Annotated in this window: 8 protein-coding genes and 2 pseudogenes; 7 read left to right on the top strand and 3 right to left on the bottom strand. The window is 69.9% G+C overall.

The window, feature by feature from the left end; genetic code table 11:
• Window positions 1-51 precede the first annotated feature (51 nt).
• Window positions 52-1,512, bottom strand: a complete 1,461-nt coding sequence (locus tag ACZ60Q_RS06760; RefSeq protein ID WP_469629375.1) for an aminopeptidase P family protein — start codon at window positions 1,510-1,512, stop codon at window positions 52-54.
• A 753-nt stretch (window positions 1,513-2,265) separates the two neighbouring features.
• On the opposite strand from ACZ60Q_RS06760, the gene ACZ60Q_RS06755 reads away from it, so the two are divergent.
• From ACZ60Q_RS06755 to ACZ60Q_RS06735, 5 genes and pseudogenes are all read left to right on the top strand, one after another.
• Window positions 2,266-4,818 carry a collagenase gene (locus tag ACZ60Q_RS06755; RefSeq protein WP_469629567.1) on the top strand — a complete coding sequence of 851 codons (2,553 nt, stop codon included), beginning with the start codon at window positions 2,266-2,268 and terminating at the stop codon, window positions 4,816-4,818.
• Between the two features lie 165 nt (window positions 4,819-4,983).
• A complete protein-coding gene (locus tag ACZ60Q_RS06750) occupies window positions 4,984-6,042 on the top strand; it encodes a vWA domain-containing protein (protein WP_469629372.1) in 1,059 nt (352 codons plus the stop codon).
• Between the two features lie 180 nt (window positions 6,043-6,222).
• Window positions 6,223-8,447, top strand: a pseudogene (locus ACZ60Q_RS06745) (Tn3 family transposase); the annotation flags it as partial.
• A 118-nt stretch (window positions 8,448-8,565) separates the two neighbouring features.
• Complete coding sequence (locus ACZ60Q_RS06740; protein ID WP_469629369.1) at window positions 8,566-8,913, top strand: ArsR/SmtB family transcription factor; 348 nt, start codon at window positions 8,566-8,568, stop codon at window positions 8,911-8,913.
• Window positions 8,910-10,127 carry an MFS transporter gene (locus tag ACZ60Q_RS06735; RefSeq protein WP_469629366.1) on the top strand — a complete coding sequence of 406 codons (1,218 nt, stop codon included), beginning with the start codon at window positions 8,910-8,912 and terminating at the stop codon, window positions 10,125-10,127. The genes ACZ60Q_RS06740 and ACZ60Q_RS06735 overlap by 4 nt, the downstream gene beginning before the upstream one ends.
• A 14-nt stretch (window positions 10,128-10,141) precedes the next feature.
• On the opposite strand, the pseudogene ACZ60Q_RS06730 reads toward ACZ60Q_RS06735, so the two are convergent.
• A pseudogene (locus ACZ60Q_RS06730) lies at window positions 10,142-11,119 on the bottom strand (site-specific integrase).
• 291 nt (window positions 11,120-11,410) lie between these two features.
• Between ACZ60Q_RS06730 and ACZ60Q_RS06725 the strand changes: the two are divergent.
• Window positions 11,411-11,992, top strand: coding sequence for a DinB family protein (locus tag ACZ60Q_RS06725; protein WP_469629364.1), 582 nt, complete (start codon window positions 11,411-11,413; stop codon window positions 11,990-11,992).
• 516 nt (window positions 11,993-12,508) lie between these two features.
• On the opposite strand, the gene ACZ60Q_RS06720 is transcribed toward ACZ60Q_RS06725, so the two are convergent.
• The gene (locus ACZ60Q_RS06720) at window positions 12,509-13,156 is read right to left on the bottom strand and encodes a LysE family translocator (protein ID WP_469629361.1); all 648 of its coding nucleotides are present in this window, start codon (window positions 13,154-13,156) and stop codon (window positions 12,509-12,511) included.
• A gap of 197 nt (window positions 13,157-13,353) precedes the next feature.
• Here ACZ60Q_RS06720 and ACZ60Q_RS06715 point away from each other — a divergent pair, with 197 nt between their 5' ends.
• Complete coding sequence (locus tag ACZ60Q_RS06715; protein ID WP_469629564.1) at window positions 13,354-14,697, top strand: aminotransferase-like domain-containing protein; 1,344 nt, start codon at window positions 13,354-13,356, stop codon at window positions 14,695-14,697.
• Window positions 14,698-14,825 lie beyond the last annotated feature (128 nt).

The following is a 14,825-nucleotide window of genomic DNA, read 5'->3' as shown; positions in this document are numbered from 1 at the left end:
ACTATACAATGTCACGTTGCGCGGTGCCTCATCCCTTCAGGGGCGGCGCTGTCAGCTGTCCATGAGGCGGGCCATCCACTCCTCGACGCCGTCGGCCGTACGGGGCAGTGCGCCGGAGAGCAGCTTCGCCCCGTCCGCGGTGATCACCAGGTCGTCCTCGATGCGCACGCCCATGCCGCGCAGCTCGGGCGGCAGAGTCTCGTCGTCCGGCTGGAGGTAGAGCCCGGGCTCTACGGTGAGAACGTGACCTTCTTCCAGTACGCCGTCGAGATAGGTCTCCGCGCGGGCCCGCGCGCAGTCGTGCACGTCGATACCGAGCATGTGCCCGCTGCTGCACAGGGTGTAGCGGCGGTACAGGCCGCTGTCGTCGGCGAGCGCCTCCTCGGGCGGGACCGGCAGGATGCCCCACGCGTGCAGCCCCTCGGCGATGACGCGCATGGCCTCGCGGTGGAAGTCCCGGAACCGGGCCCCTGGGCGCAGGACGCCGATGGCGGCCTCCTGCGCGGCCAGCACCAGTTCGTAGACGTCGCGTTGGGCCGGCGAGAAGCGGCCGGACAGGGGCAGGGTACGGGTGATGTCCGCGGTGTAGAGGGTGTCGGTCTCCACCCCCGCGTCGAGCAGCAGCAGTTGGGACGGGTCGAGCGGTCCGTCATTGCGGATCCAGTGCAGGACGCAGGCGTGCGCGCCCGCCGCCGCGATGGTCTCGTAACCCGTGCCGTTGCCCTCGCTCCGGGCGCGCAACTGGAACACGCCCTCGATCCAGCGCTCCCCCCGGGGGTGGCGCAGGGCGTCGGGCAGTGCGCGTGCGGCGTCCTCGAAGCCCGCCGTGGTGTGGTCGACGGCCAGTTGGAGCTGGCCGACCTCCCAGACGTCCTTCCGCAGCCGGAGTTCGGCGAGCGCGGCGTCCAACTCGGCGTCTCCTGACGGGGTAGGGGCCCGGGTGGCCAGCAGGCCGTCCACCCGGGCGTCGACGCCGGCGAGCAGGCGGGTCGGCGGCTGGGGGCCGGTGAGGAGCTTCGCCAGGTCGTCGAGGTGTGCGCAGCGCAGCCCGGTCAGCGCCGCCGTCTCGTCCAGGTCGGGGCGGCGGCCGACCCAGAACTCGCCGTAGCGCCGGTCGCGGTAGAAGTCGCTGGTGTTCCGGGAGGAGCGGGGGCGCACGTGGAGCACCGCCTCGTGCCCCTCGGCGCCGGAGGGTTCGAGGACCAGGACGTGGTCGGGCTGCTCCTCGCCGGTCAGTCCGGTCAGCCAGGCGTAGGCGCTGTGCGGCCGGAAACGGTGGTCGGTGTCGTTCGAGCGGACCTTGAGCGTCCCGGCGGGTATGACCAGCCGCTCACCCGGGAAGCGGGCCGACAGCCGCTCCAGACGGTCCGGCAGCAGGGCGCGGCCGGGGACCTGTGCGCCGACGGGCAGGGGGGACGGCGCCCAGTCGGCCGCCATGAAGGCGTTCAGGGCCGCCGGGACGGGGAGATCGTGGCTGCCCGTGTGTACCTGGGCCGGGGACTCCGCGGTCATGGAACTCCTTCGAGGGTGAGTGGAGGATGCGGTAGCGGCGGGCGGGTGAACCTACGTCGGCCCCGGTGTCCGCAGCGCTCCAGGGCCGCCGGGCGGTCCGCGCCGGGACACGTTCGGTAACGGGGAGACGCACTCCCTGACTGTGCAATGTCACATTACTATGCCACGGGTCACATCGCGCGGATGTGGACGCGTTTTCCGGCCCGCTCCGCCTCGCGATGCTGCTCGGCGACCCGTCGGGCCTGGCCTCGCCGCCCGGCGGCTGCGGCTTTCATCCGTGCCGCCCCGAGGTGCGGGCCGGGTGCCGCACCGAGTGGCCGCCGCTTCTGGTGGTGGGCTCCGGCGCGCGCACGGCGGCCTGTCGCTTCCCCGGAAGGGGCTGAGAGGCTTCCGGTGAAACGGGCCCAGAGGCTTCCGGCGGGACGGGTTCAGAGATTCCCGGCGGCGCCGGAACGCTCTCGGGCCGCCTCTGTCTGCCGGGCCGCCCCTCCCCGCCGGGCGGCGTTCACCGGAAAGTCGTAGCGGATTCGGCGACACGCCTTCCCTGTGATGTGTGACCTGTGCCATGGTACATGGCACAGGTCGTGGGCATGTCAACTCTGGACATCGACCCCATTCCGTCCGGCCGACAGCACCACACGGCACGACAACACCCCCTGACCCGCGCCCTGTACATCCCATCGGTCACGCACGCGCGTGCCTCCGATCCCTCATGGGAGGAAAAACGTGAGAACCACACTCGTCCGCCGAGGTGTGGGTGCTGTTCTGCCCCTGGCTCTGGCGGGGGCGATGAGCGTCGCGCTGCTCGCGCAGCCGGCCCAGGCGCGGCCGAACTCCCCTTCGGCCGCCACGGCATCGAACGCGTCCCAGCCGTCCCGCCCCGCAGGGACGGCCGACCCCGCGCCGCAGGCGCAGCAGTCCCCCGCCCGGGACGCCGGTCACCAGGTCACCAGCCGGCTGAAGGCGTCCCAGCTCCCCCCGCTGAGCGCCGACAAGTCCCCCCTCAGGGAGGCCTACGGAGAGCACGACGCCCCGCCGGAGCGGAGCGCGGGCAAGAAGTCCTCGGCGAGGGCGGCCGCCGCGTGCGACCCGGCCGACTTCACCGGACGCACCGGGGCCGAACTGGTACGGCACATCAAGGCGTCCACCACGGACTGCGTCAACACCCTGTTCGGTCTCACCGGAAGCAACGCCCAACTGGCCTTCCGTGAGTCGCAGATGGCCTCTGTGGCGTACGCGCTGCGCGACAACTCCGCCGGCTACCCCGGGGACGCGAGCACCGGCACCCCGCAGCTCGTGCTGTACCTCCGGGCCGGGTACTACGTGCAGTGGTACAACCCGGACGTCGTCGGACCGTACGGCCCCACCCTGCGGACCGCCATCCGCTCGGGCCTCGACGGATTCTTCGCCAGTCCCCGGTCACGCGACGTCACCGACGCCAACGGCGAGACGCTGTCCGAAGCGGTCATCCTGATCGACAGCGCCCAGGAGAACGCCCGGTACATCGCCGTCGTCAAGCGGATGCTGGCGGACTACGACTCCTCCTGGAACGCGTCCTCACGCATGCTCGCCGCGGTCAACAACGTGTACACGGTGACCTTCCGGGGCCATCAGGTGCCCGAGTTCGTCAGCGCCGTCGAGTCGGACCCGAGCCTCATCGACTCGCTGCACCGTTTCGCCGCCGACCACCTCTCCCTGCTGGAGGGCGGCCAGGCGTATCTGACCTCCAACGCCGGACGGGAGCTGGGCCGCTTCCTCCAGCACGCGAGCCTGCGGAGCAAGGTCCGCCCGCTGGCCACCGCCCTGCTCCGGGACACCTCCATCACCGGCCCCACCGCCCCGCTCTGGGTGGGCATAGCGGAGATGGCCGACTACTACGACAAGGCGAACTGCGCCACGTACGGTGTCTGCGACCTCCCGGAGCGCCTCAAGCGCGAGGTCCTCCCGGTCCGCCACACCTGCAGCCCCAGCATCCGCATCCTGGCCCAGCAGATGACGTCCGCCGACCTGAGCGCCAGCTGTACCAGTCTCATCGAGCAGGACGCCTACTTCCACCGGATCGCCAAGGACAACGGCCCGGTCGCCGACGACAACAACACCACCATCGAGGTGATCGCCTACGACTCCAGCGCCGACTACCAGACCTACGCCGGCGCGATGTACGGGATCGACACCAACAACGGTGGCATGTACCTGGAGGGTGACCCCTCCGTCGTGGGCAACCAGCCCCGCTTCATCGCCTACGAGGCCGAGTGGCTGCGACCGGACTTCCACATCTGGAACCTCAACCACGAGTACACCCACTACCTCGACGGCCGCTTCACCATGTACGGCGACTTCGCCGCCAACATGACCACCCCCACCATCTGGTGGGTCGAGGGCTTCGCGGAGTACATCTCCTACCACTACCGCCAGGAGCCCTACACCGCGGCGATGACCGAGGCGGGCAAGGGCACCTATGCCCTGAGCACCCTGTTCAGCACCGACTACAGCCACGACACCACACGAGTGTACCGCTGGGGCTACCTCGCCGTGCGCTACATGCTGGAGAAGCACCCCGCCGACATGGACAAGGTGCTCGCCCACTACCGCGCCGGTCAGTGGAGCGCCGCCCGCACCTACCTCACCAGCACCGTCTCCACCCGCTACGACAGCGACTGGAAGACCTGGCTGGCGGCCTGTGCCGCCGGTGACTGCGGTGGCGGCGGCCAGCCGGGCAACCAGGCGCCCGCCGCCGAGTTCACCGCCGCGGTCAAGGGCCTGACGGTCACCCTGACCGACCGCTCCACCGACGCCGACGGCACCATCGCCTCCCGCTCCTGGGACTTCGGCGACGGCACCACCTCCACCCAGCCCAACCCCGCAAAGACCTACAGCGCCGCGGGCAGCTACCCGGTCCGGCTGACCGTGACCGACGACAAGGGCGCCACGGCCACCACCACCCGGACGGTCACCGTGACCGGCGGCTCCACCGTCGGCGAGTGCACCGACGCCGACCCCCGCGTGCTGGGCAAGAACTGCCGCCGCAGCAACCTCTCCGCCACCACCGGCGACTACGCCTACCACTACCTGTACATCCCGGCCGGCACCAAGCAGCTGAAGATCACTACCAGTGGCGGCACCGGCAACGCCGACCTCTACTACAGCAACTCGACCTGGGCCACCACCGGCTCGCACACCAACCGGGCCACCGGCGCCGGCAACTCCCACACCCTGACGATCAGCAACCCGCCGTCCGGCGCCAACTACATCAGCCTGCACGCGGCGGCGGCCTTCAGCGGTGTCACCGTCACCACCGCGTACTGACCGGACGCTTTCCCCCGGCCGGGGTCCGCGCCACTGGTGCGGGCCCCGGCTCGGCCGTGTGCCGGGGCGGTGGAGGTCGGTCGGGTTCCACTGTCAGTGGCTCCCCATACAGTCGAAACATCACTCGGGGGAGCACCGGGGAGCACCGGACGAAGGAGCAGAACCATGTCCGCCAACAGGATCCAGCACAAGGTGAATCACGTCGCTCTGGTCGTGGACGCCTCGGGTTCCATGTACCAGCACCAGAGTCAGCTCATCCGGGTCGTGGACGAGTTCGTGGCGGGGCTGAAGGCCGAGTCGGACAGCCTCGGCCACGAGACGCGGATCAGCCTCTACTCCTTCGATCACCGGGTGGAGAACCTGGTCTGGGACATGGACGTGAAGCACCTGCCGTCCATGCGTGGGCTGTACAAGGTCAACAACGGCGCCACCGCCCTCATCGAGGCCTCGCTGAAGTCCCTGGACGACCTGGGACACATCTGGGAGGAGTACGGCGAGCACAGCTTCCTCCAGATCGTGGTGACGGACGGTGAGGAGAACGCCTCCGGCGGCGACCGTCGGCATGACGGCGACATGACCATCCTCGGCCCCTGGCTCGACCGGATCACCGCGAAGATGAACGGACTCCCGGGGCACTGGACTTCCGCGATCCTCGTTCCGAACTCCCTGGCGAAGCGCACCGCCCAGAACTACGGCTTCCCGGCCGGCAACATCGCCATCTGGGACGCGGACTCCCAAAAGGGCGTCGAGGACGCGATCGGCACCGTGCGCGCCGCCGCCACCAGCTTCCTGCGCGGTCGCGAGCAGGGCGTGCGCGGCACGAAGAACCTGTTCGCCGTCGGCCAGGACATATCGGTCGACGACGTCCGGGCCAACCTCGAACCGGTCGCGGCCGACAAGTACCGGCTGCTGAAGGTCGACAAGGAGATGGAGATCCGCGCCTTCGTCGACTCGCATCCGGGTGTCACCTACGAACGCGGTTCCTGCTATTACCAGTTGGGCACCCGGGTGCAGGTGCAGCCCGACAAGGAGATCATCGTGGTCGAGAAGGACACCGACCGCGCCTACACGGGCGAGGCGGCGCGCAACCTCCTGTTCGGCGCCGGAGTCCGGGGGACCGTTTCCGTGAAGGCCGGCAACAACCCGAAGCTGGAGGTCTATGTGCAGAGCCGTTCGGTGAACAGGAAGCTCAAGGCCGATACGCGCCTGCTCATCATGGTCTGACCGGGGGTTGAGGAAGACCCGTGTCAGATCGTGTGCCAAGCCTTCGCGGGGCGATGTTGTCGATCTCCGGAGGTCCTGGTGGCGGTTGAGCTTCTGTCGGATCAACAGGCGGCCCAGTACGGGGCGTTCATCGAAACCCCGACTCGTACGGAGTTGGAGCGGTAGTCCTTCCTGGATGACTCGGATTTGGAGAAGGTGCAGGCCAAGCGGCGTGCGCGCGACAGTCTCGGGTTCGCGGTCCAGCTGACGAGCGTGCGCTACTTGGGCCGGTTCATGCCGGACCCGCGACAAGTGCCGGCGGAGGTTGCCGAGTAGCTGGCCGAGCAGTTGGGCATTGCCGATGCTTCGGTGCTGAAGGAGTACGGGGAGCGGGACGGGACGGCCCGTACGTATGCCGGGGAGATCCAGGAGTCTGGGGGCCGGCGGGACTTCACCGAGGTGCGGGACGAGCTGAGCGCGTGGCTGGACGCGCGGGCCTGGACGACTGGTGGCGGGCCGAAGTCGCTGTTCGACGCGGCGGTGGGGTGGCTGCACGAGCGGCGGGTGCTGCTGCCCGGGGTGACGAGGTTGGCCCGGCTGGTGGGCGCCGTGCGGGAGACGGTGAGCAACTGCTTGTGGGACACCCTGTACGCGCTGCTGAATGTCGGTCAGCGGGCGGTGCTGAAGTCGCTGCCCGACCTGATGGGGCGCAAGAAGGCAGGGTCCGACGAGATCGACACGTCGCTGCTGGCCGGGTCGTGGCGGCGCCTCGTGCTGTCGTCGCCGCACCTGGAGCTGGGCACGGTGGGTTGGAAGGCGTATGTGTTCTGCGTGCTGTATTCCTTCCACCGCATGCTGCGGCGGCGGGAGGCGTTCGCGAGGAACTCCTCCAGGTAGGGCGCCCCGCGGGCGAAGCTGCTGGACGGCGAGGCTTGGGAACAGGCCCGTCCGACCGTGCTGGCCTCCCTGATTCTGCCCGGCGAGGCGGGTGAGCATCTGGCGGAGCGGGTCGCGCTGCTGGACGGTACCTACCGGGAGGTTGCCGTGCGGGTACGGCGAACTCCCAGATCGAGTTCGACGACGACGGACGGCTGCACTTCGCCGCCCTGGAACCGGAGCCCGAACCCGCCTCTCTCCAGGACCTGCGGAAGGCGGTGGAGGCGATGCTGCCCCGGGTCGACCTGCCGGAGGTGCTGCTGGAGGTGTTCTCGTGGACCGGCACCGACCAGGCGTTCACCTCGATCACCGGCGGCGAGGCGCGGCTGCGGGACCTGCACGTGACGATCGCCGGGCTACTGGTCGCGCACGGCAGCTGCATCGGCTACACCCCGGTCATCGGCGGGGTCGACGCGCTGAAGTGCGGCACGTTGTCCCGCGTCGACCAGACGTGTCTGCGGCTGGCCACCTACCGGTCCGCGAACGCCACGCTCATCGAGCACCAGGCGGCCATCGGCCTCGAGCGGGCGTGGGGCGGCGGGCTGGTCGCCTCGGTCGACGGGATGCGGTTCTTCGTCCCCGTCCCGTCGGTGTACGCGCGCCCCAACCCCAAGTACTTTGGGCGTCGGGGCGGCGCAATGTGGCTGAACATGATCAATGATCAGGCGGCGGGACGTGGAGGGAAGGTGGTGGCCGGCACCCCGCGCGACTCCCTGTACGCGATCGATGCCCTCTACGACCGCGACGGCGGCAAGCGCCCGGAGATGATCGTCACCGGCACCGCGTCGTACTCCGACATCGTGTTCGGACTCTGACCCTGGCCGGGTTCGCGTACGCGCCGCAGCTGCCGGACCTGCCGGACCAGATGATGTGGCGCATCGACCGCACCGCTGACTACGGTGCCTTCACCGACGCTGCCCGCGGCCGGGTCGACCTGGACCGGATCGAGCGGCAGTGGGAGGACATCCCTGCGGATCATCGGCTCCGTCCGCACCGGCGCCGTGCGGGCGTACGAGGTCATCCGGATGCTGTCGCGGGACGGACGCCCGACCCCGCTCGGCGACGCGATCGCGCACTACGGGCGGACCGCCAAGACCCCGAACGTCCTGCGCCTGGCCGACGAGCCCGGATACCGCAGACAGATCAAGAGTCAGGCCAACCTCCAGGAAGGCCGCCACGCGCACGCCCGGAAGATCTTCCACGGCCGCTCGGGGCAACGCTACCAGCGCTACCAGGACGGCATGGAAGACCAGATCGGCGCACTCGGCCAGGTCCTCAACGCCGTCGTCCTCTTCAGCCCCCGGTACATGGACGCCGCCGTGAACCAGCCGCGCAGGGGCGGCGTCGACGTCCGCGACGAGGACGTCGCCCGCCTCTCCCCGTTCGTGCGACACCAATTCAACATGCACGGCCGCTACTCCTTCCAGCTCCCCGAGCTGCCCGGCGGACTGCGGCCCGTGCGTGACAAGGACGCCACCGACGAGGAGTGAGAGCGGCCCGCCGCCCACCTTCGATCCGGCAGGACGGGGCAGCCTGGCCCCGGGGTTGATCGTTCGAGAATTCCCGCACTATATTGTGCGGGAATTCTCGAACGATTGGAGTGACGTGATGGCCGCGGCCCGCACGTACCACCATCCCGACGCGGATGACATCGCGCTCCCGCGCGTACTGTTCGCGCTCAGCGAGCCCCTGCGCCTGACGATGCTGCGCATCCTCACCGAGCGCGGAGAGGTCGACAGCCTGGAGCTCGGCCCGGACCTGCCGCGCTCGACGCTGACCCACCACACGAGCCTGCTGCGTGAATCAGGCGTGGTCTTCGTTCGCGCCGAAGGACGTAAGTGCATGATCCGGCTGCGCACCGAAGACCTTGAGGTGCGGTTCCCCGGCCTGGTGAAGACCGTTCTGGCCGGCTATGAGGACGAGGGCACGGCCGAAGCCGAGGGGGGTGCCGCGTGATCGGGAAGATCTGGCCGCTGGTCGTCGCCGCGGTCTCCCTGGGCATCGACGCCTACGTTCTGGCGGGCGTCCTGCCGGACATGGCCGACTCCCTGGCCACCACGGCCGGGGCGATCGGCCTGGGCGTCACCGCATTCACCGCCGCCTACGCGGCCGCGGGCCCCTTCCTCTCCCGCGTCCTGGCAGACCGATCGACCAGAACGGCACTTCTGGTCGCGCTCGGCGCCTTCAACCTCGGCAACCTCGCCACCGCACTGGCCCCGACACTCGGCGTCTTCCTCGCCTCCCGTGTCGTGGCGGGCGCGGGGGCCGGCGTGCTCACCGCGGTCGCCACGGCGACCGCCGGAGCGCTCGTGGCTGACCATGAACGCGGGCGCGCGATGGCGCTGGTGACCTTCGGACTCTCCGCCGGAACCGTGGCCGGGGTGCCGCTGGGCATGCTGATCGGCGAGCAGGTGGGATGGCGCGGGACGATGGGCTTCGTCGTGCTCATCGGCGTCCTGAGCATGATCACCCTCGCCCTGCGTTCCGGCACGCTGCCGCAGCTGCCTGCCGCTCGCAGCACCGGGACCCGCTCCGTGCTCCGCAGCCCGCGCATCGCACTCGGCGTCACGCTGTCCTTCGTCCTGGGCATGGCCAGCCTCGGCCTCTACACCTACCTGCTACCGATGGCCGACGAACGCGGCCTGGGCGGCTGGGGCTTCGCGCTCGTCTGGGCCTGGGGCATCGGCGGCGTACTCGGCTCCGGCCTGATCGGCAGCCCCCTCGACGCGCAGGGGCCCCGCCGGCTGATGCCCATCGTCCCCGCGTTCCTCCTCGCTTCCTTCCTCGTCGTCTGGCTCGTCGACCATCCCGCGGCGTGGCTGTTCGCCACGGCGATGTGGGGCGCAAGCGGCTGGACCAGCGTGTCCGTCCTGCAACAGGCACTCACCCGCGACCGCACCGAACAGGCGATGACCGTCGTCGCCCTCCAGATGGCCGCGATGTACCTCGGCTCCGCCGCAGGATCGGCGGCCGGAAGCGTCCTGCTCGCCGCAGGCATCAGCGCCGGCGAGCTGCCGGAATGGGCCGCACTCGTCGCCACGCTCGGCCTCGTCCTGGCCGTGCTCACCGCCCGGCTGACTCCTCGGCCGGTCCGGGCAGTGCCAGCCATCTCCCTGGTCTCGCAGACTCCTGAGGCACAGCACGCGCCGGCCGAGTCACGCTGCCCGTAGCGGCCCGGAAGGGATCAGCGGCGTGCGTCGCCGGGGGCCAACAGGCTGGTCAGCTCCGAGATCGCCTCGGGGGACGGCTTGAAGTAGCGGCGCACGTTCTCCTGCTTCTTGTGCCGGGACTTGGCCATCAGCAGCAACAAGGAGGCGTCCTGCTCGCCGAGATGAGTCAGGGCGGAATGTCGGTACTCGTGGAGGCCCCATCCGGTTCCCGGTCCGCGCACGGCGGTGATTCGTCCGGCAGTGCGCGGGCCTGGCCGTAGGAGAGGCGGGCCAGGCCGGTGTCCGGGCACACGGCGCGCGGGCTGACGCCCTTGCCCGGACCGGGGCGGCGGTGGGTGGTGAATACCGGGCCCTGGGTCCGGCCGCGCAGCAGGCGAGGTGAGAGCCGGGCGGTGCCGGCGTCCCAGTAGACGGTCTGCAGTACGAAGTCCTCACGTGCCTGACCCCGGCGGCGGGTCTTGCTCCGGGCGTCCTTGGCCTTCACGGGGCAGCGGCGCCCGGCGAGGTCCAGGCCCTCGATGTTCACGCCGAGGACCACCTCCGCGTGGGCGGCGGTTTCGTACAGCATCCGCCACAGAGCCTTCTCCCGCAGGTGTACCTCGCGTCGGGCGATGAGCCGGTCCACAGCCATCTTCGAGCGGGCCGGGGTCTCGGAGTCCGGTACCGCCGGCCGCTTCGTCCAGGCCGGGACAGCCGGGCCGTCGTACCGCGCTCACCGCACCAGCCCAGCCCAGCCACGAGAGCGTCGCCGCCCGGCGGGCGTTCCACGTGCTGACCACCGCGGTGCCCCACAGCAGTTCCAGGACCTCGCCGACCTCGTCGTCCGCGACCGACCCCAGAGGGCGGGACTCACCGAGCCGTTCGGCGGTCTTGCCGACCCCGGTCGAGTAGCTGCGAACGGTGTTCGAGTTGCCGAGCGAGTCAAGGAAAGCGTCGGCCGCCGCACGGACGGTCAGCGCCTTCCCGGCGGGCAGCCGTACGACGGTGGGCACCACGCTCTTCCTTGCCGCGGACAACAGAGTCGCTTCACGCACACACGACCGGGCGGACGTCGACGCAGGTCGCGAGCTCAGTGGTGCCACAGATCATGAGGCGCTATCTGCGGGACAACTTCAGACGGGTCCGGTCACCGACGCACCGTTGTCCTGTCCTGTCTGGTCGATGGTTGAGCAGTCTCATCGAAGTTGAGCGCGGTGCGTTCGGCCGTCGTCAGCCTCGTGCTCCTCGCCGGCTTCTTGTCAGAGCCGCATGGTTGGGTGGCCGCATCCTTACAGGAGGGCCACGTGACCGATCTCAAAGCGGAGTTGCACCGCAAGCTGCGGGCAGGACGGGCCGGTCTGCTCTCCAAGCTGGAGGGGCTCACCGAATACGACATGCGTCGACCTATGACACCCACCGCCGCGAACCTGCTGGGCCTGGTCAAGCATCTGGCAGGCCTTGAGTACGGATACCTCGGCGAATCGTTCGACCGGCCGTCGCTAGAGCCGCTGGCCTGGGTCGAGGACGGCTCCATCTGGGATGGCGCAGATATGTGGGCCAGGCCCGATGAGTCCAGCAAGTACATCATCGAGCTCTATCAACGTGCCTGCGAGCATGCCGACCGGACCATCACGGATCTCGCTCTCGAAACTTCGGGCCAGGTACCGCACTGGCCCGAAGACCGCCGGGCAACCACCTTGGGTGTCCTGCTCGTTCGCATGGTCTCCGAGACTGCACAGCATGCTGGCCACGCCGATGTCCTGCGAGAACTCATCGACGGCAAAGCCGGACCAGATCACGACGACTTCGGTGACGATGCCAGATGGCAGCAATACCACGCCCGCATCCAGACGGCGGCCGAAACTTACCGCGCTCAACTTCGATGAGACCGCTCAACCAGCGCTGGATTCCTGGTCACCTGGCCGGCATCGCCGTTCCCGAGCACGCCAAGGCGATCAGGCTCTTCGCGACCTGGCACGTCCTCCCCGGGCTGCGGGCTGCGGGCCCACGCCGAGCGGAGCCACATCACACCCAGCGTTCGCCGCTTCGCCGGCCAACAGATCAAGTACGCGACCGCCTTCCTGCAATGGCTCGGCGAGCGGAACACCACCCTCGCATCATGCGGCCAAGTCGACATCGACGCCTGGTTCGCCGAGAACGCCGAGCACGCCCGCACCCGCCTGAGAGGCTTCCTCAACTGGGCCATGCAGAGCCGTCACTCCCGACGTTCCCCGACCATCCCGCAATGAAAATCTCCCGTCGCCCCGCACTGAGCGAAGACGAACGCCTCAATGCCCTGGGCAGACTTCTGACCAATACAGAGATACCGATGCGACTCCGCGTCGCCGGCATCATCCAGTACCAACTCCCCCCTGACCTCGGCCGGTGGTGGAGCCCGTGGTTCAGCCCGAGGGCGCCGGTGCCGAGGTGTCCGTCGCCACCGACACGGCGAGCAGGCCCAACGCCGTGCCCATCAGGTAGCGCTGGGCGCGGAGCCAGGAGGGGCGGCGGGCGAGGAAGACGGCGATGGCCCCCGCCCCCAGGACGATGCCCAGATTGACGCTGAGGGCCACCGCGATCTGCACGGAGCCCAACAGGAAGCCCTGGAGCAGGACGCTTCCCGCCTCCAGGCTGATGAACTGGGGGATGAGGGAGAGGTACATGATGGCGATCTTCGGGTTGAGCAGATTCGTCATCAGCCCCATGGCGAACAGCCTGCGTGGGGAGTCGTGCGGCAGCTCCTCGGGAGCGAAGGCGGAGACGCCCCCGGGCCTCAGAGCGGTCCAGGCCAGATAGGCCAGATAGGCGGCGCCGACCAGTTTCACGGCCACGTACAGCTCGGGCACCGCGAGGAAGACCACCGACAGGCCGAGATTCGTGGCCAGCAGATAGACCAGGAAGCCCACGGCCACACCGCTCAGGGACACCACTCCCGCGCGTCGCCCCTGGGTGATGCTCCGGGAGACGAGATAGATCATGTTGGGGCCCGGCGTGAGCACCATCCCCAGGGCGACCATCGCGACCCCCAACACCCCGCTCAGCTCAACCATGCTGCTCCGCCGCTCTGTTCATGTGCCGCCGGTCGGGTCCGGAGCCCTTGTGGGCGCCGACCGCGCTGCTCGGTGCAATCGGAGTCTAGGGTTGCCGTTCCGCTCGGTTCAATAGGTGCCATTGCACTCGGTGCAATCTGGTGCTTGGATGCGGCTCACCAGGAATTTCGATGCCGTTCACCAGGGAGGTGAAGCCCGTGAAGGACTTCCGGTCCGTCGCCGACGCGGTGGCGGAGGAGATCGCGGCGGGGCGGCTGAAGAGTGGGGAACGGCTGCCTCCGCAGCGGGAGTTCGCCCGGCGGCACGCCATCGCCGACTCCACCGCAGCCCGCGTCTACCAGGAGCTGGCCCGCCGGGGCCTCACCGTCGGCCAGGTCGGACGCGGCACGTTCGTCACGGACGCGCCCGGCGCCCCCGCTCCCGCCCCAGCGCTCTCCGAGCCCGCCGACAGCCGGATCGACCTGGAGCTCAACCACCCCGTCGTCCCCGAACAGGCCGGGCTGCTCGCCGCCGGCCTGGAGAGACTGGTGCGCTCCGACCGGCTGGAGTCGGTTCTCCGCCCGGTCGGGCCCGCCGGTACCCCCGCAGTCCGGGAGGCGGCAGCCGACCTTCTTGCGCGCGGGCGATGGCGGCCCGACCCGGAACGGATCCTGTTCGCCGGCAACGGCCGGCAGGCCATCTCCGCCGCCGTCGCCGCGCTGACCCGGCCGGGCGCCCGGCTGGGCGTCGAGGAGTTCACGTATCCGGTGCTGAAGGCGATCGCCGCCCGGCTCGGCGTCATTCTCGTGCCCCTGGCCATGGACGAGGACGGGCTGATCCCGGAGGCGGTGGAGGAGGCGCACCGCGCGGATCCGCTGCACGCCGTCTACGTCCAGCCGGTCCTCCACAACCCCCTGTCCCTCACCATGACCGCGCGGCGGCTCGACCAACTGGCGGACGTGCTGCTGACATCGGGGATCCACGCGATCGAGGACGCCGTCTGGGCCTTCCTCCGGGACGATATGGCGCCCCTCGCCTCGCGGGCCGCCGAACGGACCGTCCTCGTCGACAGCCTCTCCAAGCGCCTGTCCCCGGGCCTGTCCCTCGGCTTCGCCGTGGCCCCCGCAGGGTCGGCGGGCCGGGTCGCGGGGGCCCTGCGCTCCGGCGGCTGGACGGCCATGCGCTTCCCCCTGGAAGCGATGGCGCAGTGGCAGGCGGACGGCGCCGTCGGCCTCCTCGTACGGGCCAAACGGCGCGAGGCCGGGGTACGGCAGGAGATCGCCCAGCGTCACCTCGGGGACTTCCGCACGCGCGGCGCCCCCTCCTCGTACTACCGCTGGTGGGAGCTGCCCAGTCCCTGGCGGGCGGACACCTTCGTCGCCGCCGCGGCGCGGCACGGCATCGCGGTGACCCCGGCCGCGGCGTTCTCCGCGGGCCGCCACCGGGGCCCGCAGGCGATCCGCCTCGGCCTGGCGTCACCCACCCAGGAGACTCTCTCCCGGGCCCTCGCGACCCTCGCCGACCTCGCCCGGTCCGCTCCGGACGACTTCGCGGGGGAGTGAGGGTGTGACTCCTCCACGAGCGTGTGACTTCTCTCTACAGGGGGACTCGGGCAGGAGACCGAACGGCTGGGTGAAGCTCAGCTCGTGAAGACGTAATGGAATCGAACGGGCTCTCGAAGGGCCGCGCG

The organism is Streptomyces sp. NPDC104313 (assembly GCF_055583985.1).
This window is presented reverse-complemented; position numbering and strand designations above follow the sequence as displayed.

What these genes read in the sequence shown, in the direction of transcription:
- ACZ60Q_RS06760 (WP_469629375.1), bottom strand. Translation starts at nt 1,512, where the DNA reads ATGACCGCGGAGTCCCCGGCCCAGGTACACACGGGCAGCCACGATCTC.
- ACZ60Q_RS06750 (WP_469629372.1), top strand. Translation starts at nt 4,984, where the DNA reads ATGTCCGCCAACAGGATCCAGCACAAGGTGAATCACGTCGCTCTGGTC.
- ACZ60Q_RS06740 (WP_469629369.1), top strand. Translation starts at nt 8,566, where the DNA reads ATGGCCGCGGCCCGCACGTACCACCATCCCGACGCGGATGACATCGCG.
- ACZ60Q_RS06720 (WP_469629361.1), bottom strand. Translation starts at nt 13,156, where the DNA reads ATGGTTGAGCTGAGCGGGGTGTTGGGGGTCGCGATGGTCGCCCTGGGG.